General features: G+C 42.5%; 17 protein-coding genes. 10 read left to right on the forward strand and 7 right to left on the reverse strand.

Annotated elements, in window-relative coordinates; all coding sequences use genetic code 11:
* Positions 1-6: 6 nt before the first annotated feature.
* Together glyA and tatC are read left to right on the forward strand one after the other, a co-directional pair.
* Positions 7-1,275, forward strand: a complete 1,269-nt coding sequence (glyA, locus tag DQQ10_RS03295; protein WP_112745352.1) for a serine hydroxymethyltransferase — start codon at positions 7-9, stop codon at positions 1,273-1,275.
* 52 nt (positions 1,276-1,327) lie between these two features.
* A complete protein-coding gene (gene tatC / locus DQQ10_RS03300) occupies positions 1,328-2,203 on the forward strand; it encodes a twin-arginine translocase subunit TatC (protein ID WP_112745353.1) in 876 nt (291 codons plus the stop codon).
* Positions 2,204-2,289: 86 nt separating this feature from the next.
* On the opposite strand, the gene DQQ10_RS03305 is transcribed toward tatC, so the two are convergent.
* The gene (locus tag DQQ10_RS03305) at positions 2,290-3,684 is read right to left on the reverse strand and encodes a hypothetical protein (protein ID WP_133259517.1); all 1,395 of its coding nucleotides are present in this window, start codon (positions 3,682-3,684) and stop codon (positions 2,290-2,292) included.
* Between the two features lie 91 nt (positions 3,685-3,775).
* On the opposite strand from DQQ10_RS03305, the gene rbfA reads away from it, so the two are divergent.
* The 3 genes from rbfA (at position 3,776) to DQQ10_RS03320 (ending at position 8,487) form a co-directional block, all read left to right on the forward strand.
* Positions 3,776-4,144 carry a 30S ribosome-binding factor RbfA gene (rbfA, locus tag DQQ10_RS03310; protein ID WP_112745355.1) on the forward strand — a complete coding sequence of 123 codons (369 nt, stop codon included), beginning with the start codon at positions 3,776-3,778 and terminating at the stop codon, positions 4,142-4,144.
* A gap of 17 nt (positions 4,145-4,161) precedes the next feature.
* Complete coding sequence (locus DQQ10_RS03315; RefSeq protein WP_245970252.1) at positions 4,162-5,388, forward strand: ABC transporter permease; 1,227 nt, start codon at positions 4,162-4,164, stop codon at positions 5,386-5,388.
* A 153-nt stretch (positions 5,389-5,541) separates the two neighbouring features.
* Positions 5,542-8,487 (forward strand): DEAD/DEAH box helicase, encoded by a 2,946-nt coding sequence (locus tag DQQ10_RS03320; protein ID WP_112745356.1) that lies wholly within the window; start codon positions 5,542-5,544, stop codon positions 8,485-8,487.
* Here the strand turns inward: DQQ10_RS03320 and DQQ10_RS03325 are convergent, their stop codons facing one another.
* On the reverse strand, positions 8,488-9,438 hold the full coding sequence (locus DQQ10_RS03325; protein WP_165823781.1) for a TolB family protein: 951 nt from the start codon (positions 9,436-9,438) through the stop codon (positions 8,488-8,490).
* 71 nt (positions 9,439-9,509) lie between these two features.
* A complete protein-coding gene (locus DQQ10_RS03330; RefSeq protein WP_112745358.1) occupies positions 9,510-10,364 on the reverse strand; it encodes a lysophospholipid acyltransferase family protein in 855 nt (284 codons plus the stop codon).
* A 69-nt stretch (positions 10,365-10,433) separates the two neighbouring features.
* Here DQQ10_RS03330 and DQQ10_RS03335 point away from each other — a divergent pair, with 69 nt between their 5' ends.
* A complete protein-coding gene (locus tag DQQ10_RS03335) occupies positions 10,434-11,240 on the forward strand; it encodes an SDR family oxidoreductase (RefSeq protein ID WP_112745359.1) in 807 nt (268 codons plus the stop codon).
* Positions 11,241-11,242: 2 nt separating this feature from the next.
* Here DQQ10_RS03335 and DQQ10_RS03340 read toward each other — a convergent pair whose 3' ends face one another.
* Positions 11,243-13,159 (reverse strand): DUF3857 domain-containing transglutaminase family protein, encoded by a 1,917-nt coding sequence (locus DQQ10_RS03340; protein ID WP_112745360.1) that lies wholly within the window; start codon positions 13,157-13,159, stop codon positions 11,243-11,245.
* A 4-nt stretch (positions 13,160-13,163) separates the two neighbouring features.
* Positions 13,164-15,119, reverse strand: a complete 1,956-nt coding sequence (locus tag DQQ10_RS03345) for a transglutaminase domain-containing protein (RefSeq protein ID WP_112745361.1) — start codon at positions 15,117-15,119, stop codon at positions 13,164-13,166.
* A 111-nt stretch (positions 15,120-15,230) separates the two neighbouring features.
* Here DQQ10_RS03345 and radA point away from each other — a divergent pair, with 111 nt between their 5' ends.
* Positions 15,231-16,604 carry a DNA repair protein RadA gene (radA, locus tag DQQ10_RS03350; RefSeq protein ID WP_112745362.1) on the forward strand — a complete coding sequence of 458 codons (1,374 nt, stop codon included), beginning with the start codon at positions 15,231-15,233 and terminating at the stop codon, positions 16,602-16,604.
* On the opposite strand, the gene DQQ10_RS03355 is transcribed toward radA, so the two are convergent.
* Together DQQ10_RS03355 and DQQ10_RS03360 are read right to left on the reverse strand one after the other, a co-directional pair.
* Positions 16,601-17,881 (reverse strand): T9SS type A sorting domain-containing protein, encoded by a 1,281-nt coding sequence (locus tag DQQ10_RS03355; protein WP_165823782.1) that lies wholly within the window; start codon positions 17,879-17,881, stop codon positions 16,601-16,603. The two genes, radA and DQQ10_RS03355, sit on opposite strands and share 4 nt — an antisense overlap.
* A gap of 206 nt (positions 17,882-18,087) precedes the next feature.
* A complete protein-coding gene (locus DQQ10_RS03360) occupies positions 18,088-19,110 on the reverse strand; it encodes an isoaspartyl peptidase/L-asparaginase family protein (RefSeq protein WP_112745364.1) in 1,023 nt (340 codons plus the stop codon).
* A 470-nt stretch (positions 19,111-19,580) separates the two neighbouring features.
* On the opposite strand from DQQ10_RS03360, the gene DQQ10_RS28190 reads away from it, so the two are divergent.
* From DQQ10_RS28190 to DQQ10_RS03375, 3 genes are read left to right on the forward strand one after another with little or no spacing between them, the layout of a single operon-like run.
* Entirely contained in the window at positions 19,581-19,994 is a 414-nt protein-coding gene (locus tag DQQ10_RS28190) for a TraR/DksA family transcriptional regulator (protein WP_245970290.1), read from the forward strand.
* A 42-nt stretch (positions 19,995-20,036) separates the two neighbouring features.
* Positions 20,037-20,624 (forward strand): SMC-Scp complex subunit ScpB, encoded by a 588-nt coding sequence (gene scpB, locus DQQ10_RS03370; RefSeq protein WP_112745366.1) that lies wholly within the window; start codon positions 20,037-20,039, stop codon positions 20,622-20,624.
* On the forward strand, positions 20,608-22,083 hold the full coding sequence (locus DQQ10_RS03375) for a pseudouridine synthase (protein WP_112745367.1): 1,476 nt from the start codon (positions 20,608-20,610) through the stop codon (positions 22,081-22,083). Before scpB ends, DQQ10_RS03375 begins: the two co-directional genes overlap by 17 nt.
* Positions 22,084-22,136 lie beyond the last annotated feature (53 nt).

Here is a 22,136-nt window from a genome sequence, read left to right on the forward strand (position 1 = left end):
TCCATCATGAAGCGCGACAAAGTCATTTTTGATCTCATTGAAAAAGAAAAACAACGCCAACAACACGGTATCGAACTAATTGCCTCCGAAAACTTTACCTCATTACAGGTTATGAAGGCAATGGGCACTGTTTTGACCAACAAATATGCTGAAGGTCTTCCAGGTAAAAGATATTATGGCGGATGCGAGGTTGTTGATGAGATCGAACAACTTGCGATTGATCGCGCTAAACAACTGTTTGGTGCCGAATGGGTAAACGTTCAGCCTCACTCGGGGGCACAAGCTAACGCGGCGGTCATGCTTGCATGCTTGAAGCCTGGTGATAAAATTCTCGGTTTCGACCTTTCACACGGTGGTCACTTAACACACGGATCGCCCGTTAACTTTTCAGGGAAGTTATACCAACCTGTTTTCTACGGCGTCGAGCAAGAAACAGGTGTTATCGACTTTGATAAAGTGATCGAAACGGCAAAGCGTGAGAAACCAAAGATGATCATCTGTGGTGCGTCTGCCTACAGCCGTGATTGGGATTATAAAAAACTCAGAGAAGCCGCTGATTCTGTTGGGGCACTGCTCCTTGCGGACATCTCTCACCCTGCCGGCCTCATCGCGCGCGGATTGCTTACCGATCCAATGGAACATTGCCATATCGTAACAACTACAACCCATAAAACCCTTCGCGGCCCACGCGGTGGTATGATCATGGTTGGTAAAAACTTCGACAATCCATTCGGTCTCAAAACACCAAAAGGCGAGCTTAGAAAAATGTCATCACTCCTTGACTCCGGTGTCTTCCCTGGAACGCAAGGCGGACCTCTCGAGCACGTTATCGCTGCAAAAGCAATTGCTTTCCAAGAAGCTTTATCCGATGAATATTTAGACTATATCGTTCAGGTAGCCAAAAATGCAAAAGCAATGGCACAAACCTTCCTCGATAAAGGTTACAAGATTATTTCGGGAGGAACAGACAACCACCTTATGTTGATCGACCTTCGTTCGAAGAAACTCAACGGTAAGCAAGCAGAAGAGGCTCTAATTCAAGCCGACATTACCATTAACAAAAACATGGTACCATTTGATACTGAATCACCAATGGTGACATCCGGTATCCGTATTGGATCACCAGCTATTACATCGCGCGGAATGAAAGAAAAAGATGTGGTAAAAGTAGTTGAGTTCATTGACGAAGCGCTTCAAAAGCCATCTGATGCCAAGCATCTAAAAGCAGTGAAACGCAAAGTGAACCGCTTTACTGAAAAATTCCCATTGTACTAAGTTGATTTTGAGAACTCGTCATCAGAAATTTTTTACGGTTTAAATATTCCGCATGCCCTTAGATCAGGAACTGAATGAAGATTACGGAGAGAAAGAGATGTCGTTTCTCGATCACCTCGAAGAACTGAGATGGCATATCATCCGATCGCTTATTGCGATAGCCATTTTCATGGTGCTGGGATTTGTGTTTGTTGATTTTGTTTTCAATCAAATACTTCTGGCACCAGCTTCAAAGGATTTTGCAACCTGGAAGGGGCTCTGCGCGCTAGGGGAAGCGATTGGAAAACCTCAGCTTTGTATCGATGATATCAAACTTGAATTGCAAAGCCGCTACATGACGGGACAATTCACGATCACCATCGTGTCGGGTTTAATTATCGGTCTTGTAATGGCCTTTCCCTATGTCGCATGGGAGATGTGGAGATTTATCAGCCCTGGTCTAAAGCGAGGAGAAAGAAAGGGGTCGCGTGGCATTGTTGCGGCAATCTCACTCTTGTTCGCCGCCGGTATTTCTTTTGGCTACTACGTTATTGCGCCGCTCATGGTATACTTCATGGTAAGCTATCAGTTGAGCCCAATGATTCGAAACGAATTTGACATCACATCTTATGTGAGCACGCTTGTCACACTCGTGCTCGGAAGTGGTTTACTTTTTCAATTACCCGTCGTGGTGTATTTCCTTTCAAAGATTGGAATGCTCACGCCACAGTTTCTTAGAAAGTATAGAAAGCACTCCATTGTTGTTTTGTTGATTATCGCGGCGATTATTACACCTCCGGATCCGTTGAGCCAGACGCTAATTTTCATACCGCTTTACTTGTTATTTGAAGTGAGTATTCTTATTTCGGCCCGTGTTCAAAAGAAACGGTTGAAGGCCGAAGAGCTTGAAAGATTGGAGGAAGAAAAAGCAAGAGCATCGAAATCATAAAGTGACACCGAAACTTTAAAATGAATCGCTAAGGAAGTAAGACCTTAGCGATTTTTTTTGCTCGAGACAAACGTGAAGACTAGGAATTATTTTTTCAACTGTCTGTACTCTCCCGTACTATGCTTTTGATAACTACGCCGTAATTCAGGAATGCGCTTCAAATAGGATTCGAAAATATTGTCTGGATCGAGTACGCGTTGTGGTGGATCCTTCTTGAAAGCCTTACTTACCCGTACCACATTCTCATAATATTCAGGATGCTTGAAGATATCCTCTGATAAATTCCAATTCAAAAAACCAGTACCTAATCTGTTGTTCGCATACAATGAAGGTGTAGAATTTAACACGAGTATTTTTTCTCCCTTATTTTCAGTCGGCACGGTATGCACGCGAAGCGTTTCATAATCGACACCGGTATTATTATAGTACGATAAGTATCCGACTGAAATGATTGCGATCACTATTAGCCAAAGATTGATCTCAGCAAACTTTCGTCGCCTAATCATTAACAAGAAATGCGAAACGTAAAAAGAGATGACAGGAATTAATGTGATGAAGCTTTGTGGGCGAATTCCTTTGGAATAAAATATTTGCAAAAATGCGAAGACCATCCAAAAGAAAGTTGCCTGAACAAGTTGCGATTGATATTTCGTAAAACGTGCCTCGCGATTCAGGATTACAAAAGAGACAACCAAATAGAATGCTGGTACCGCGCCCAAGATCCACATGCTCTTCGCTCCGATATAATACGATGTTGAAAAACTTAAATTCGGGAGATAGTAAAAATCCCAGAGTGAATCTAAGCCATTGCGAAGGTAGAAGATGCTGACTAGCATAAGGTGAGGCACAAGGAAACCAATCACCATCAGCAAATACTTTCTTACCTCCAACCTTGTGAAGATTGCTAGAATGACAATTGACGCTAACAAATAGACGCTGAACGAGAATGCGAACAAGGATGCAAAACTGATATAAAGACCCAGGTTAAAAATCGACTCATCACGTTGTTCACGAAACTCAATTTCTTTAAAAAGGTTATTGAGTGCCAGTAGTAAAAAACCAGAGGCCAAGAGTTCCGGCGTTAATCCAACGTTATCATATGAGAAAGCGAAGAAAATGAGATATAGAAGCGAAGGAATAAAGGTGTTTTCAGCAAACGCCTTCTTGTTAATGAAAATGATACCCAGAAAAACAGCTTGGACAAGGATTACAAAAAGGGCGAACGATCGTCGTGCTATTAAGGAGCGACCGAAAACAAAGTCGAAAACACTATCGCACCACGCTGCGAGAGGCGCCGTATGATCGACTATGTCGATGTACATGGAATGGCCTTCCCGCATCTTTTCACCGATTAGCATGCTGTTCAATTCAGGCAAAGTGAGCCCTGGATCGGCTAAAAGCATCGGCAGAAAAACGGCCAGCATGATCACCAATAGGCCTAGAACACGGTAGGGGTCATTTATTCGAAAATACTGTAACAAGATTTGAATTTTTGAGGGTTCAAAATAGGGAGGTTTTTATAATTGCCAATGGTTCGTTGCTAATTGTTAGCTGATAAAAGATATTTGCTGTATGAGTGGAACAACAAGACAACAAAAGTACGCAAAGCTTCTCCTAAAAGAACTAAGCGAAATTTTTCAACGCGACAAAAAAGGGATTCTCGACAATACATTCATCACAATAGCAGACGTACGGGTAAGCACAGATTTATCGATTGCTAAAGTTTACATCAGCATGATGCTGGCAAAGGATAAACAAAAAACGTTGGAGAAGATCAACCTGCGGAAAAGTGAAATTCGAAAGGCCCTAGGCGATAGCATCGGTAAACAAGTTCGTATCGTTCCTGAATTAATTTTCTATATTGACGAAGTCGAAGAGAATGCAACCCGTCTTGACGACATCATTAAAAATCTGAACATCCCTAAAAAGACTGACGAATAGTGTAAACTCATCGCCGCTTGAACTTACCTTACTTTGTAGCAAAGCGATATCTCTTTTCGAAACGAAAGAAGAACTTCATCAACGTGATATCGATCATCTCGGTGGTGTCTGTCGCCATCATCACCGCGGCGATCATTGTTATACTATCAATATTCAACGGGCTCGGAGATTTACTCCGCAGCTTAAATGATTCGTTCGATCCTGAAATAAAGATCGAAGCTGCACTCGGAAAATCATTTCCAGTCAATGAAGTTCTCCTGAAGAAAGTACAAGGCGTACAAGGCGTTGAAGCCGTAACAGAGGTGATTGAGGACTATGCCTTCGCGCGATATAATCAGGCAAACCAGCCCGTAACGATCAAAGGTGTCAGTGATAATTTTATTACCCAACAGCGAATTCCCGAAGACAAGATTATCGATGGCGCACTAAAACTTCGTGACAACAACATTAACTATGCGTTGATTGGTTATGGTGTCGGTGCTGCATTATCGATCGATCTGCGCAATGATTTTTTCCCCCTGCAGTTATACTACGTGAAAAATGTCAAAGCAGGATCGCTTGATCCTTCCCAGATGTACACGCAAAAAAATATTACTCCCGGAGGTATTTTTTCCATCGTGCAAAACTTCGATGAGCGCTACATCATTGTTCCCTTAAAATTTGCAGAAGAACTTCTTAACTATGGCAACAAACGTACAGCCCTGGAAATTAAGTTGAAGAAAGGCGCTGATGTTACCAGGACACAACGTGCGCTAAAGGATGTACTCGGCGAATCGTTCAAGGTTCTTAATAGCGAAGAACAACATGAAGATCTTTACCGTGTTCTTCATTTGGAGAAATTTTTTGCTTCAATCGCCTCTGTTATCTTGCTGATCATTGGTTCGATCAATATCTACTTTAACCTGATGATGTTAGCGATCGATAAGAAAAAAGACATCTCGGTGTTAGCAGCCTGCGGCGCTGATGCCGGTTTACTTAAACGCATCTTTATCATGGAAGGTATTCTCATTGCATTGATTGGAACGGTAGTGGGACTTGCCGCAGGCGCATTAATCGTTTTTGTTCAGCAAAAATATGGACTTGTTTCTATGGGAATGGAGGCATCGGTGGTAGAGGGTTACCCTGTTCAGTTGAAGTTAACCGATTTCTTGTATGTCTCTGGGGCGATGCTGTTAATCACAACGCTCATTTCGTCAAGACCCGCCCTACTGGCTTCTCGGTTCGCGTCCGTACAAAATCTGTAGCCTTAATTTTTGGACGCATGCAAACCTGCGTTTCTGCGTGCTTAGATAGCATCTGTAAGATTCATGTACCTTCTGTTAATTTTTTCAATAATTTTTTAGCAGATTTCTAGCTATTTTTCGAATTACGTTTCCTGTAAAAATCTGATTCTTAGGATGAAAGTCTCTGCTTCACAACCTTTTCAGATCATTTACTCGCTGTATCAGCACGAGTATCTCGGATTCATTTTTGAATCGTATATCGTCCACCTCGACGATAAAGGAAAGCTCACGTACCAACATCAAAACATTTCTTCAAAAAATGCGCGGGAATTCTCGAAAGGATTAGACGATCGTGATTTCGAATTGATTGAGTTGATGGATTCTATGCAGCAGGAATCGGTCGTGAAAAAATTCTCTGCGAAATTCATGAAGCCGGAAGAGTTCTTCTCAAAGATTTACGACAAGGCTAAAGGAAATGAGTTGTTGCAAGAGCAAATAGACGACTACCTAGAAAAGCGTCGTTGCAAAATCCTTGATAAAATGAAGGGAAAGCAGCTTTTCGAAATGGGTAACGATGGAGAACCAACGTGGAAAAAAATTGAAGTTTTAGAAAAGCGCGCATCGATACAATTCCATTTCATGCGCACCGATGAAAACACCAATTATTATCCCACGCTTTTTTATCAAGGGAAGAAACTTGATCTGCCGAATGAATCAGCTTATTTGATTTGTAAACATCCCGCGTGGATGGTCCTTAATGGCAAACTTTACGGATTTGAAAAAGCCGTTGACGGTAAGAAACTTTTGCCATTCTTCGGTAAAAAGTTCGTGGTTATACCTAAAAACGTTGAAGAGACATATTACAATAGATTTATCGCACCACTGATTGCGTCATTCGATGACGTTGAAGCCAGCGGATTCGAAATCAACAAAACTGCGTACGATCCCCATCCGGTATTGACATTATCGGAATTACATACTACAACAACGGCGACCGCAGCCCCGTCGTTATTCGACAATAGCGCGCCACCAGAAGACACCAGCGACGAATCTGGAAAGATTGTGTTCGACCTTTCTTTCAAGTATGGTAAACATAGATTTCGCGGAGACAATATTGGACCCGTAAGTGTTACGCTTGAGAAACAAGGTGACGGATATATCTTCCATCGCGTTACTCGGAAAACAGACTTAGAAAAGAATTTCCTCCACACGCTGCAAAAACTTGGTTTAGCAACAAAGGGATTCCGTGTGGCTATTCCGAAATCAGAGGCTTTCTCCTGGTTGAATGAAAATCGCGTGAACCTTCTTAATCTTGGTTTTGAAGTAAGTCAGCCAGAAAGTCGCGATAAAAAATACTTTGTCGGAAAAGCTGTTATTGAAGTTGAGGTCAAAGAAAATATTGATTGGTTCGACATTCACGCGAAGATTCGGTTTGGCGAATTCGAAATACCTTTCAAAGACCTCAGAAAACTAATTCTAAAACGAAAGGTTGAGTTCAAGCTTCCAAATGGTGAAATCGCTATCATACCCGAAGCATGGCTTACGAAATATGCCGACTTGTTCGCCCTAAGTGAAACTGAAGGCGATCATGAAAAACCAGTATTGCGCAAGCATCACCTTAATCTGGTGAAAGAACTTGAAGAGGGAAATCTCGCGAAAGTGCACCTTAGTGAGAAGTTGCGTTCACTGAGTTCTTTTAGCGGTATCAAAAATTATGATATGCCCGTTGGTTTTAATGGTGAACTTCGACCATACCAAAAAGCGGGATACAATTGGTTGCGTTTTCTTCATGAGTATCGGCTGGGGGGATGTCTCGCAGACGACATGGGTCTTGGTAAGACTGTACAAACGCTTACCATGCTGCTCGCACAAAAAGAAGAGGGCGCAGGCACATCATTATTGGTGATGCCAACATCACTCATTTACAATTGGGAGATGGAGGCTAGGAAATTTACGCCTGATCTAAAAATTCTGAATTACACAGGCACACTTCGCAATAAGGACATTAAGCGATTTGAAAAATTTGATCTCGTTCTCACTTCTTATGGGATCACGCGATTAGATATTGAACTCTTACAGCAGTTCTATTTCAATTACATCATCCTAGACGAATCACAAGTAATCAAAAATCCAACGTCGAATATTTCAAAAGCGGTTCGCGAACTAAAGTCTAGACATAAACTGGTACTCACCGGAACGCCGATTGAAAACACGACGCTCGACCTTTGGTCGCAGATGTCGTTTATCAATCCTGGTATTTTGGGATCACAGACGTATTTCCGAAATGAGTATCAAAATCCGATCGAGAAAAAGAATGATGAAGGACGCTCCAAAAAATTGCATGCGACCATTAAACCATTTATTCTTCGTCGACATAAATCTCAAGTAGCAACCGAGTTGCCCGAAAAAGTTGAGAACATCCAATACTCGACGATGACAGCGGAGCAAGAAAAACGTTATGAAGAGGTTAAGACTCTTTATCGTGAAAAAATATTTAAACTCATCGAGTCTGAAGGTCTTGGAAACAGTCGCTTCATGATCCTCGAGGGTTTAACAAAATTGAGGCAGTTAGCAAACCATCCGCGAATGGTTGAGCAAGGTTACACGGGCGATTCCGGTAAGCTTGAGGATATTACCCATATGCTTGAAAATGCGATCGCTGAAGGTCACAAGGTTTTGATCTTTAGTCAATTCGTGAAGCATCTTGAGATTGTCCGTCAATATTTGAAAACAAACAAGATTGAGTTCACTTACTTGGATGGTTCAAGCACCGACCGGAAAGAACAAGTGGAACGATTCAATAAGGAAACAAAAATTAAAGTCTTCCTCATTTCAATTAAGGCAGGTGGTCTTGGTCTCAACCTAACGGAGGCCGATTATGTATTCATTCTCGATCCATGGTGGAATCCTGCAGTCGAAGCACAGGCTGTAGACCGTGCGCATCGTATTGGCCAGAAGAAGAAAGTATTTACATACAAGTTCATCACGAGGAACACCGTCGAAGAGAAGATTCTCATGTTGCAGCAGAAAAAACTTAGACTCACAACAGAGTTGATCACAACCGAGGAAAGCTTCATGAAACAACTCACGCGCGACGACATTGAACAAATGTTGATGTGATTATTTTAGGCTTTCGAGAACGGCCTTCATGCTCACCCAATAGATATTCTCACTTCCATTTTCTGCGGCATTTGTAAGCGACAAAAGTTCTTTATAAGTAATTGGTTTATCGAATGATTTTGGAATTTCGTAGCGGCCACCACTTGTGAAGAATAATACTTGCTGGTCAAACGAAACGAAGGGACAATAATCCAATTTTACGGAATTGATCAGTGCTACTCTCTTGGCAGATTTCCATTTTCCGCTCGCATCTTTGGTAGACATGTAAATATCACCACCGCCCATCTCGCCCTTCCTCCCATAGCTTGTAAACAATATCGTCGTTTCATCTGGAGACACATAGGCATTGAACTCCCACAACTTAGAATTAACAGCAGTATCTAATGGAATACTTTTTTGAAACTCACCATTCTTATACGCTGACATGAAGATGTCTTCTTTGCCAACGCCATGTTCGTACTCGGCCGTGAAATATAAGTTACCTGAATTTGAGATTGCCGGATAAAACTCATTGGCCGCAGTATTGATCGCAGGGCCCGCGTTCACGGGTTCACTCCATCCACGTTCATTTTTTTCTACATACCAAATATCATAATCTTTCGGATCACCACTGTTGGACAACGGCCGGTTAGAACAGAAAAAAAGTTTTTTACCATCACTGGTAAACGCAGGTTCGAGGTCGCCATACCTTCCTGAAAAAGATGCTACCTCCGGCGACGACCATGTGAGATCTTTGTTGCGTTTTTTGAAGACAATCACAGAGTACAAATGCTGGTTGCCCTGAATGGTGTAGAACATTAATGAGCCGTCGGGAGAGATTGCCATATCGCGCTCTTGCATAGGAGAACTTGCCTCGTTAAAAAGCGAAGGCTTAACGGGAATATTTTGCAATGACTGAGCCGATAGCGACGCAGAGAGCAACATGGTAATTGCCACAAAAATCTTCTTCATACGCATTTCTTTGATGTCAATAATATTATCGACAAAAGAAAGAATTGTCAACGCGTAGATTGGGTGATATCCTAAGTGTGCTTAATATGTCTCTTTTTCCAACGGTTATGGGACCATAGCCAGCCAGCGGGATCTTCATGAATTGCTGTCTCAACCGCCTTTATATAACGTTCGATCACAATTTCACTTTCCTTTGCGTAAGGCGGCTGCGCCAATTCTAAGGCTGTAACTTCGTAATGGCCACGTTTCACTTTTTTAATAATCTGAAAAAAAACAGGCATTTGCATCATCGTCGCGATTTGATTCGATCCATAAAAAAATACTGTCTCTTGATTCATAAAGGTTGCAGCGTAACGCTTGTCCTTTCCGAGTCCAGGATATTGATCCGCTACAATGCAAATTCCTCTGGTAAGTTGTTTTCTCCGAATTGTTTCTCTCGCCACCTCATCACGGCGCACCGCGTAGCCACCAAAACGCGTGCGAATTTTTAAAGTCAAATCGTTAAAAAATTTATTGTTTACAGGTTGGTATACAAAATCCATTTGATGACCCCACACATAGGAACCTTTTGCAAGTAACAACTCCCAATTAAACTGATGACTTGCTAAGTGAATAACAGATTGCCCGGCTTCTAGATACCTCAAGACCAAACCGGGGTTAGTAAATATCACGCGTCTTGAGAGTTCTTCCTTGTTAATGGTGAGAATCTTGAGTGTCTCAACTGCGTAATCACAGAGATTTCGAAAAAATTCTTTTTCGATCTTCGCGAGTTCATCACTTGATTTTTCGGGAAAGGCATTGCGTAAATTCTTCTGAACTAATTTACGCCGATAGCGAATGACGTAATAACTGAGTACGAAAAGAAAATCTGAAATGCCGTACAAAAGCCAGAAAGGAAAACGTGATATAAGTCGTATAAATAGCATTCGAATACTTTGAAGCTTCGAAGTTACTAACAATTAGTATTTTTGGCACTTGCAAATAACAGGTAGACTATGGTAGGCAAAGTCGTAATCATTACGGGCGGATCATCAGGTATTGGAAAAGCGCTCGCCGAAGTGTTTGGTAGACGCGGATCAAAAATTATTATCACTGGGCGAAATGGTTCCGACCTCAATGCTGTGGTTAATGAGTTGTCAAACAAGGGAATAACAATCACTGGAATTCAAGCCGACGTGACCTCGGTTGCTGACAATGAACGTATGGCTTCGGAAGCGATGCGTGCCTATGGAAGAATAGATGTGCTGATCAACAACGCTGGCATTTCGATGCGAGCCCTTTTTTCAGAAACGGATCTTGATGTGGTGAAGAAAGTAATGGACATCAACTTTTACGGCGTTCTATACGCCACGAAAGCTTGTCTTCCTGAAATCACAAAAAATAAGGGTTCGGTTGTTGGCATTTCTTCCATTGCAGGGTTTAGAGGTCTTCCAGGACGAACCGGATATTCTGCGTCAAAATTTGCGCTCAATGGATTCCTGGAAGTGCTACGAACAGAACTTTTAAAGCAGGATGTTCACGTGCTCACCGCCTGCCCTGGATTTACGGCTTCTAATATTCGCAAGCGTGCTTTAACAAAAGACGGTAGTGCGCAAGGAGAATCGCCACGGCAGGAAGAAAAAATGATGAGCGCGGAGGAGTGCGCTCAACATATCTATAATGCAACTGTAAAAAGAAAACGTACACTTGTGCTCACTACGCAAGGAAAGCTTACAGTGTTTTTAAACAAGTGGCTTCCTGGGTTAACCGACAAGTTGGTGTATAACGTAATGGCAAAAGAGGCCGACGCGCCTATCAAGTAACGCTACGTTTTCGTGAGGAAAGGCACTTTCAGATTATCTGCCTTACTCACGCCTTTCAGAAAATCTGCAAACTCTTGGTAGGAGGACGCAGGATATTTCCCTTTATACATGGTGAGCTTTCTAGTATACACCAATCGTCCTGCGGACATTTCATACTTGCTTTCGTATTCGCCGAAACGCGTCTTCAATTTTACAGCTGATGGTAGGTTTTCTGGATAAATCCCCTCCGGAACTTTGAATTCCACCGTATCGACGTCGATAAAGGAATGATGCCAAACTATATCGGTCTGTCTTGATTCTAGTTTTTCAGGAATGTGAGTCCATCTGTTCATTAAATTAGGAACAAGAAAGAGTCGCTTTCCGCTAACAGATGCGTATCGATTTAATGTGAGGTCAATATTAACCTCCGCGGCAGGAATCTTAGCCTTTCTATTTGAAATTGTAAAGGCATTTAAATTGAATGTAGGAATTTCTATATTCTCTTCAAGCCAATCTTTTTGTTTATCGTGTTGTTCGTGAAGCACGTGCGACAAGCGGTTGTTTTCATATTGCAATCCTTGGTATATAGTCTTCACATGTGCCTTAGCATTTCCGACGGCATCAACTTCAACGACAGCATGACGTGATTGAACATTTTGGTCAACGGAGTATCGGAGTGTATTCACAACTGCGGCTCCTTCATTTGTGATCATTAACGCTTTACGATCTCCGGTAAATTTGCCCTGGTAACCAAATGGATTAGTCTGACTTGTGCACTCCAACCAAATTGTATCGGCCCCGTTAGGAACAGCAACAATCGCATGATTGAATTGCGAACTTGGGAAATCCACTTGCATGGTTCGCGGAAATTCACCGGCGCTGATGAGCGTATAATTCGCATTGATGCCAACCTGTTTCAACATTGCCACCATATAATTAGAAAGTGCCTTACAATCTCCATAGCCCATTTTGTCGACGACAGATGCTTCAAAAGGTTGAAAACCGCCGATGCCTAGTTGTATGCTGACGTAACGCGTTCGATTTTGCATAAACTCATAGAGGATCTGAATTTTTTCCTCTTTTGTTTTCGCATTTGCGGTGAGTTCCTTCACTTTTGCAATGGTCGCTTCGGGAAGCACATCTCTTTCTTTGTTAAGCGAATGAATCCATTTGCCAAACGAATTCCAACTTTCCATTGAACCCGCGTAGCCGTCAAAATCAAATTGTGTCGGCGCCGCCATGATGCGCGGAATGATATCGCTAGGATCAGAATACGGCTCGTATCTTATTGATGATATATTTTTGAAAGTCCATGCGAGCGATTTCATTCCTTCTTTCGTTGTCGACTCCGTTGGGGCGTCGTTGACGTTAAACGTCTTATATCGCGGCCGCAGTTCATCTGGAAAAATTAACGTGTAATTGGCATACTGAACGGAAGTCTTCTCTGCGGCAGCAACGTAAAAGTTTGGAATGAAAAACAAAAACTTGTAGTCTAGTTCATACTCGAACTCCACCGTGTATGGATAAACGCCTTGAGAAAGGTCGGCCCTTTTAAATCTGTTATCACTGTAAAGGCTGAAACCATCAAATGCGCTTTGATCATAAATGTCACTTGTCTTTAACTTGTTAATGAGTTTTCCTGTTGCGTCGTAAACATAACCCTTAAACGATGTTACTTTACTCAGTTTGTCGTATCCAACGATTTCATATGCATGGTGCTTGCCATTCGAATTCAGGATGGTGACAACTTTATGAACATGTTCGGTCGCACGATTTTTTGCGTAAATCGTAAATGTCGACTGGTCTTTCCGGTAAACAACGTCGGCGTCTTTGAGCAATACCTCCGCTATTTGATTTAAGGGATATTTTGGGTCTTCGGCAGCAGAAGCACAAAATGAACTTATGACTATCGCCGCTAGAAAAAACTGTTGTATCCTCATGGCGTTATATTTTCTTTTTCAACACAATTTGCTCGGCTTGTTTTGCAACGACATGATTATAGAACTCCCGTAAATCGGCATATTCGCTCTGAACAAAAAGGCTTTTGTTAATCTGAAATATACTCACTGCGGTAATTACATTTCCTGTTACGCTTATGTTATATGTATAACGTGCGGCATTTCCTGGTAACATCAAGACGCGTGATTTCGGAATTTCATCTAACACAAAACCTTCGGGAATATTGATTTTCGCCATGTACGTCTCTTCTTGCGGCGACCCAAAATCTACAGGGTATTCACGTTGTTGCGCTTTAAAAACATTGTCTGTCAATTGATTTGTCACGAACGGATTGACGTACATAACGTTACCCGTAACTGTTGCATGCTCACTAATCACAACATCATGTATTTGCTTAGCTGGTGTATTGAAATCATTTACATTTTGGAACTCCGTTTTCTCGAAAAGCCATGATCGATTATTGAGAAAAGATTTTACAAAATCCTGCTCACCTTTTCCAAAATATTCTTGGCGCACATCATGCGCGTCATAGCCATCATACAAGAACGAAAGCTTTCCTTTTATGGATGCTGATTCGTCAATTGTTAAATCCGCACTAATAGTTGTCTTCGCCTTTATTTTAGTGTCGATGGTTATCCAACCATGGTTATCGCGCGATATTAACATTCCGACACCGTTTAAACAGCGCTCTGGTAGCACTCCCATTGGCAAAAGTCGATCTGTGGCGTCAATCAACATTGTCTTGTCTGCTATCTTTGTCGAGCAAATCACATAATTCAATTGCCTCTCCATCGGATATTGCTGACGGATAAAGCCGTGGTCTCGGGTGCTGAGTAAAACCATCTCAACCGGAATACCTACTTTCTCGAACATCGAGGCTAAGATGAAATTTATATCCGCCGACGAGCCTTTCTTATTCTCAAGTACTTCCTTTAAGTTATCCGGATATTTTTCCTTTGACCCGTCCCATTCAATGGATTGCTTTACATAATTGTATATCGCTGTTGCTTTGGCGAGTGGGTCAGTCATACCAGCTGTCAATTCTTCCGCTTTCTTTTTTAGAAAACCTGAACCGGTAATCAACTTTCCAAATTGCGGTTCATCAACAAGCGTATTATTAAGTGATGCCCATGACTTCATAACGTTTACAATTGGCCGCCCTGGTTGCACGATTTGCGAAACGGCGAAGTTTACCTTTGTAACATAATCTTTCTCACAAGTCATGAAAGGCTCCGTCTTAAATGCTGGCACGCGCTGCGCTTTCCAATGGTGTGCTTCAACCTGAAACGTCGAAGTATTCTGTGGTTTACTTTCGTAGTCCGTTATAGGAATGTAGCCTTGTTGGTATTTTGTGACGACGAGTACGTCTGGAATCAATGCCCAATATTCGCTACTGCGTACGGGAATTTTGTATTGAAATTGCCAATTGTGAAAATTGAACAGGAAGTCGGAGGTCACAGTATAAGACACTTCGATAACCGAGCCTACCTTAACATTCGGCAACGTAAATGTTTGAAGGGAAATATTCTTGTTAAACTTTTGCTTAAAGATTCCATCCTTAGAAAGCTTTGTTTCAACAATCGCACCATTTTCAAGATTGTAAGTCACTGCCTTGAGTGAAGTAACTTTCTCCTCATCTGTCCCGATATTTAACAATGGTATTTCTATATCGGCGGGACCGCCAGGATGCAGCGCGTCGTTGCTAAGGATTTTTATACGGAAATGTCTTTCGAAGTTTAGAATGAGCGACACGGCGTTTTCGGTGATATAACATTTGCCAAAATCCATGAGAATAACGGCAGAGGCACTGGAGTCATGATCATAAGTAGTCATTTTAATATCGTCCATCGGAATATCTCCAAATTTTGATGGCGATTTTTGTGCAAACAAAATTGATGAGTGTACAACGGTGAGCAGCAGCCCAACAAGAATGGTTTTCATAACTTTTAAACTGGGGTAGTAGGAAACAAAGATACAGAGAAAAAAAACTTCCAACTTCTGCTTCTATTTATTTTCTTACACACTTTTACGTTCCTTAAAAACTAAGCATCCGTGGCGAAAGCGAAATCCGTATTCTTCTGTCAGCAATGTGGTTATGAGTCAGCCAAATGGCTCGGAAAATGTCCATCATGTAGCGCGTGGAATACATTCGCGGAAGAGATCGTAACCAAAGAGGATACCAGCAAAAGCGAGTGGCGCCAATCCGCAAGTCGTCAAAAAATTGTTGAAGCAAAGACGTTAAAGGAAATTGAATCTTCGGCAGAAAAAAGAATCCTCAGCGGCGATCAGGAACTTGACCGCGTACTCGGTAGTGGTATTGTACCAGGATCTCTCGTGCTAATTGGCGGCGAACCCGGCATTGGTAAATCTACACTGATGTTGCAAGTTGGCTTAATGTTAAAAAAACAAAAAGTCTTGTATGTTTCAGGCGAGGAAAGTGAGCAACAGATAAAAATGCGCGCAGAAAGAATTGGGTTAGATTCTGAGCAATTTTTTATTCTCACAGAGACAAATACAAAAAGCATTTTTTTAGTGATCGAATCATTAGCGCCAGACATAGTTGTGGTCGATTCGATCCAAACGCTGTTTTCTCCCCTTATGGAATCTGCAGCAGGAAGTGTCGGACAAGTTCGACAATGTGCAGCGGAATTAATGAAGTTTGCAAAGGAAACCAACACGCCCGTATTTCTTATCGGTCACATCACCAAAGATGGACTTATTGCCGGACCAAAAGTTCTTGAACATATGGTCGACACTGTTCTTCAATTTGAAGGTGATCAACATTTAGCATATCGCATACTTCGGACGACAAAAAATAGATTTGGATCGACCGCCGAAATTGGTATTTACGAAATGCTTGGCAATGGACTAAGAGAAGTATCCAATCCATCAGAGATATTAATCACGCAAAAAGATTCTTCACTGAGCGGTGTGGCGATCGGTGCTACGCTTGAAGGCAACAGACCTTTACTTATTGAAATTCAAGCGTTGGTCAGTCCGGCATCATACGGAACACCACAGCGTACACCTACCGGTTTTGACCAAAAGCGATTGAACATGCTATTGGCAGTGCTTGAAAAAAGGTGTGGGTTCCGCATGGGTACACAAGATGTATTCCTAAACATGGCGGGTGGTCTGAAGATTGAAGACCCGGCTATTGATCTTGCGATCTGCATCGCGATTATTTCGTCGATGGAAGAAATTTCTATTTCCGACAAGATTTGCTTTGCGGCAGAAGTTGGCCTTGGTGGAGAACTTCGTGCTGTTAATCGTGTTGAGCAAAGGATTTCAGAAGCCGAGAAACTCGGCTTTAAAGAAATCTACATATCGAAGTTTAACACGAAGGCCTTCGATTCAAGCAAGTTTAAGATCGCTGTAAAACCTTTTGGCAAGTTGGTAGACGTTTTTCAAGATTTGTTCGGTTAATATTTCAAAATACTAAACCGTACAATCTCGCCACTGTTGCGTCGCATTCGCAGATAGTATGTTCCTGGTGGTGTCGAAGGCGAAAAGCTAAACCCGCGTGTTGAAGTTGTGATTTCAACCGAAGCGCCTTTAGCATCGCACACCTCGATAGTCGCTTTATCGACAGACCGCTCTATGTTTACAAAATCTATTGTTGGATTTGGGTAGGGAACAAATTCCTCTGGCTCTTCAACGAGGTTATTGAGTGAATCAATCGCAGAAGGGAGCTCAAGGGTGCGATTGATCGTGTTCAACAATATCGTATAGTCCTGATAGAAGGTATAGTTTCCTTTCGCTCCTAGACGCACATTCAAAAGGTAAGGGACATCTCGCTGAAGTGAAGTGTTGACATCGAATGAAATATTAACGAGCTGTCGTTTCACTGAACCTGTGTTTTCGTTAGAAATAACGACTGACACTAATTCACCAAGTTCCGAATACACTTCCGCTGTAAGCTCTTTGGCATTCAAACTTTCACCAAGCACGCTAATGGTGTTGAGACCAAGTGCGGTCTCAAAAACATTGTTTGTTTCATTGTCGTCTTCCGAATCCAGGCTGATGTCCGCCGGTAACGCTTCGTCCGTTAGCGTCACTTGGAAGTCACGCACCATTCTTCCAATAACTTTATCCTTGCGATAAGAAACTATTTCGACAGCAAGAATGAAGTCGCCAACGATTGTCATGGTCTTATACTTTCCATCCCATGAAATACAGCCCGTAAATGGATTGATTGTACAATTTTCCGGCAGGGAATAATCGTCTACCAATCTTTTGTAACCCATTTTTGGAACTACTAAACGGTAGAACAATTGCACGTCACTCTCGGTCTGATACGAAGCAACTGAAACAGACAATGGTTTACCGGCACGAGCAAAAAAGATGGGCGTGGTAAGACCAATCGGAGTGGATGATATTGGGTTGCTACCATCTATAACGATCGCCGTTTCGATGTGAAATGGCGTGTCAACTGAACGAGATATATTCATCACACCAGCATTCCTATTGATTTCAGAATATGTGACTGTGTAATAATCATCGGTTGGGAAGGTTATCTCCTGTGTATATTGGACGAACGCTAAATATTCATCGATCATTTCAAAAACTGAAGTGCCATCATCATTACTATACCTAATTTCAGGAACCTTTATTGATACGTGAAAGCCCGACGAGCCGAAAATTTGAAGAACGTCTTGATCAGATCCGCCAGCAGGTACAGTAGACTCCGTATCAATGTACATTTGCAACACGATCTGATATGACCGTAAAGATGTGGACGTTTTGCGTAACTGAATTTGACCGCCACGAACGTGTGTAGCGTATGCAGAAGTTGAACATGAACATATAAAGGTGCAGAGCAGCACCACTACAATTTGCGAAATCGGGGTTCTCATGATGGCGCAAATCTACAAAATCAACAAGCTTTTTTTAACACCGTTCGAATCGATTATTCTTTGTAGATAAAGACATGTGCTTCTTCTTTCTCACGGATGTAGCCTCGAAACATACCTGCAGTGTTAAAAGTCATTGTAAAATTTCCGGCGCGATCCAATGTGATCACACCGCCATCACCACCAAGCGCGAGCACTTTCTTCAAGACGACGCTATCAGCACACTGTTGAAGGTTCAGATTCGTGTATCGTTTCATGGCGGCGATGTCATGCGCCACGTTTAGTCGAATAAAATACTCTCCCCAACCAGTTGCCGAAACTGCACATGATTCGTTATCGGCATACGTACCCGCACCGATTATTGGAGCATCGCCTACACGTCCATATTTCTTGTTGGTCATTCCTCCGGTAGAAGTCGCTGCCGCGAGATTGCCATATCGATCCAATGCAACTGCACCCACTGTACCAAATTTCTTATCGCGCGTGACGTTGTCAAGAAGTGAGGTCGACGATTGCGCTTTTAACTTCACTTTCTGCCATTGTTTATAACGCGTTGAATCAAAGAAATAAGAGGGATCGACGATTGCAACACCTTGGTCATTGGCAAACTTTTCCGCGCCAGCGCCGATCATCATGACATGTTCGCTTTTTGTCATAACAGCATAAGCCGCTTGAATTGGATTTTTAATTGTGGTTACACCTGCCACCGAACCCGCCATTAAATTGCTACCATCCATAATTGCCGCGTCCATTTCATTTTTTCCCGATTCAGAAAAAACGGAACCTCTTCCCGCATTGAACAATGGATCGTTTTCTAAAATTGTAACGGCTGCGATAACCGCGTCGACACTCCTTCCTCCTCCGGCTAAAATTTGAAAACCTGAATCCAGTGCTGCCTGAAGTGTTTTTAAATACGCTGCTTCTTTCTCTGGCGCGATGTTTTCCTTCAGGATTGTACCAGCACCACCATGGATTACTAGGGTTATCGGTCCTATCGATTGTTCCTTTTCCGGTGTGTTGGGTGAACATCCGATCAGCAATGCGACCGAGATGGCAACTATTTTGAGCTGTAGATTCATGGTAGGATATTTCGAGCGGATTCCTGGAAGGCGGGAATTTATTACTTATTATTTTTTGTTTTCGAGGGCGACCTGATAATTTTGCGCATCTTTATTTAAAGGAAGAAAACCCTACTATGGCTAAGAGTAAAAAACCAACCCCAAAGGCCGCGAAGAAACCTGCGTCAAAAGCAAAGCCGGCCGCAAAGGTAAAAAAGGCGGCTCCAGCGAAGGCTAAAAAGGCTGCACCAAAAAAGGCAGCGCCAGCAAAGAAAGCCGCTCCAAAGAAGGTTACCAAAAAGCCGGTAGCGGTAAAAAAGGAAGTGGTAGCGAAAAAAGTAGCTCCCAAAAAAGTAGAGAAGGTAGAGAAGATAGTGTCCAAAAAAGCTGAAAAGACAGTAACGCCGCCAGTTGAAAAAGCAACACCGCCTGTTACACCAAAAGCAGCGCCACCACAATTAACCATTTTTCCTGTGCCAAACCAGAGACCAATTGCCCACAAACCTGCGAAAGCATCTTCTACAGAAGACAGAACCAGGTATTCAGACGAAGAGTTGAAAGAGTTCGAGTCACTGATCAACAGAAAACTCGACAAAGCGCGTGAAGAATATAAAATTCTGAAAGACACCCTCAATAGAAACAACGACGAAGGAACAGACGCAACCTCTGGTGGAAACACGAAAGTTCTGGAAGACGGCGCGGAAACAGCAGAAAAGGAAAACCTTAGCCAATTGGCAGCACGTCAGCAAAAATACATTACCAATCTTGAAAATGCGTTGATCAGGATTAAGAATGGTACCTATGGAATTTGTTCTGTAACAGGAAAACTTATTCCAAAAGAACGTCTCATCGCTGTTCCGCACACAACGCAGTCCATCGAAGCGAAGATGATGCAGCAAGATTAATTGCTGTAGCGAAGTGAAGTTTGAACCATAAATTTAAAGAAGTTGGATTTCCTGCAGAATCATGTTGAAGCATTGATCTTTTGTTCGCCATCGCCAATCAAGGTGGCCGAGATCAAATCATGTCTTTCCGAAATGTTCAATGCTGACGTTCCGGAAGATGATATTGCAGGAGCGCTTCAGCGAATTGAAGAGAAGTTTCTTGTAGAAGAATTTTCATTCCAACTTTTCAAAACCGCTGGCGGATATCAGTTTCTCACAAAACCAGCATATCAAGCCAGTATCGGTATTATGCTGAAGCAACAATCGAAAAAGAGATTGTCGACTTCAGCCATGGAAACACTATCGATCATTGCATACAAGCAGCCTATTTCTAAAACAGAAATTGAAAATATTCGCGGTGTAAACTGCGACTATGCGGTTCAGAAACTTCTCGATAAAAGTCTGATTGAAATTACCGGCAAGGCGGAGACTATTGGTCGTCCGATGCTCTATGGCACTACGCCAAAGTTCATGGAGTATTTTGGAATCAACGATCTTAATGAACTGCCTATTCCAAAGGAATTCACCGGAGAAGTAAATACTATTGGCGAAAATGTCGATTTAAAAGAACCAGATGCCCAGGCCGAATAATGCCAAAGGGTCGTCAAACCGTCGCGGGAATTCTACTGGAAAACCTTTCGGAAAAAAAGACGACTCATCTCGAAGCGATTTCAAGAAATCAAATCCTAAAAAATCATTCTCTAAAAAATCAGAATTTGGATCGGCTCCACGGCCGAAATCCGGATCACGAGGTTTTGGAAAAAAATCCGATAGCGATGGTTTTAAATCAGGACCATCCAAATCTCGATCCCGCGAAGATTTCGATAGACCGTTTAAAAAATCCTCGTCTTCACGGCGAAACGATTCCTCATCAGAAAGACCTTTCAAGAGTTCGGGTCCTCGAAGTGGATTTAAATCCAAACCGTTTGGTGCAAAATCCGACGAGTCTTCAGGGCGTCCATTCAAGAGCAGTCCAAAAAAAGGTTTCCGTTCAGATTTAGGTAAAGGATCATTCGGCGGAAAAAGTCGTTTTGGAAGTGAGAAGTTCGAAAAGCCATTCACCAAGAAAAGTGAAGGCGACGGATTTGATCAAAAGAAATCCAGACCTGTTCGCGAGCGCGGAGAAACAAAAGAACCTTCATCTTTTCAAGGCAAGCGCGTAAACAGAAAGGACTCTCAACGCGGAAATCCAAACTATGGTCTTCCATTCAAACGCAAACAGGGTGGTGATGATGGTTTCGATGCCGAAAAGCCAACGCGGCGAGTTCGCTCAGAAGCATCGTTCAAACCGGGATCAAAGCGTGGGAAGAAATTTGATGCGACCGAAGACGATAGTCCAAAAGATAAGCGCATTCGTCTCAATAAATTCATCGCCAACAGCGGCGTGTGTTCTAGACGTGAAGCCGATGAGCTTATTACGATGGGGCTGATCTCCGTCAATGGAAAAGTGATCACGGAATTAGGCTATAAAGTAAATCCGGGAGATGAAGTACGCCATGAGAATAAAGTGCTACGCGCAGAAAAACCTGTTTATATTCTGCTTAATAAACCGAAAGGATATCTGACGACAACGACGGATCCGCAAGAACGCAATACGGTGATGGATATCATCGGCGGTGCCGTGAAGGAAAGAATTTACCCTGTTGGACGACTCGATCGAAATACAACGGGCTTGCTCCTCTTTACCAACGATGGCGATTTGGCTGAACGTTTGATGCACCCCTCGTATAACATCAAGAAAATCTACAAAGCAGAACTTGACAGACCTTTGAACCGTGCCGACCTCGAAAAAATTATGGAAGGCGTGCAATTGGAGGAAGGTCGTGCAATGGTCGATGACGTAGCAATAGTTTCAGACGATGGTAAAACGGTGGGCCTAGAAATTCACATCGGTTGGAATCGCGTGGTAAGAAGAATCTTCGAAGCGCTGGACTATACTGTTGTTAAACTTGATCGTTCTGTTTATGCCGGTATCGATAAAAAAGACTTGCCGCGTGGACACTGGCGTTTTCTCACCAAAGAAGAGGTCATTCGATTAAAGCATTATTGATTGCCGAACAACAAGAAATATGAAAGACGCCAGGTGGCGTCTTTTTTTTGAGA

It is taken from the genome of Pseudochryseolinea flava (assembly GCF_003286915.1).
GTDB lineage: Bacteria > Bacteroidota > Bacteroidia > Cytophagales > Cyclobacteriaceae > Ohtaekwangia > Ohtaekwangia flava.

Bases quoted from the DNA above. Each gene is read 5' to 3' on its own strand.
- rbfA (WP_112745355.1), top strand. From the start codon at position 3,776: ATGAGTGGAACAACAAGACAACAAAAGTACGCAAAGCTTCTCCTAAAA.
- DQQ10_RS03360 (WP_112745364.1), bottom strand. From the start codon at position 19,110: ATGAATCTACAGCTCAAAATAGTTGCCATCTCGGTCGCATTGCTGATC.
- DQQ10_RS03325 (WP_165823781.1), bottom strand. From the start codon at position 9,438: ATGAAGAAGATTTTTGTGGCAATTACCATGTTGCTCTCTGCGTCGCTA.
- DQQ10_RS03355 (WP_165823782.1), bottom strand. From the start codon at position 17,881: ATGTACATTGATACGGAGTCTACTGTACCTGCTGGCGGATCTGATCAA.
- DQQ10_RS03375 (WP_112745367.1), top strand. From the start codon at position 20,608: ATGCCCAGGCCGAATAATGCCAAAGGGTCGTCAAACCGTCGCGGGAAT.
- DQQ10_RS03345 (WP_112745361.1), bottom strand. From the start codon at position 15,119: ATGAAAACCATTCTTGTTGGGCTGCTGCTCACCGTTGTACACTCATCA.
- glyA (WP_112745352.1), top strand. From the start codon at position 7: ATGAAGCGCGACAAAGTCATTTTTGATCTCATTGAAAAAGAAAAACAA.
- DQQ10_RS03320 (WP_112745356.1), top strand. From the start codon at position 5,542: ATGAAAGTCTCTGCTTCACAACCTTTTCAGATCATTTACTCGCTGTAT.
- DQQ10_RS03340 (WP_112745360.1), bottom strand. From the start codon at position 13,159: ATGAGGATACAACAGTTTTTTCTAGCGGCGATAGTCATAAGTTCATTT.
- DQQ10_RS03335 (WP_112745359.1), top strand. From the start codon at position 10,434: ATGGTAGGCAAAGTCGTAATCATTACGGGCGGATCATCAGGTATTGGA.
- DQQ10_RS03330 (WP_112745358.1), bottom strand. From the start codon at position 10,364: ATGCTATTTATACGACTTATATCACGTTTTCCTTTCTGGCTTTTGTAC.
- tatC (WP_112745353.1), top strand. From the start codon at position 1,328: ATGCCCTTAGATCAGGAACTGAATGAAGATTACGGAGAGAAAGAGATG.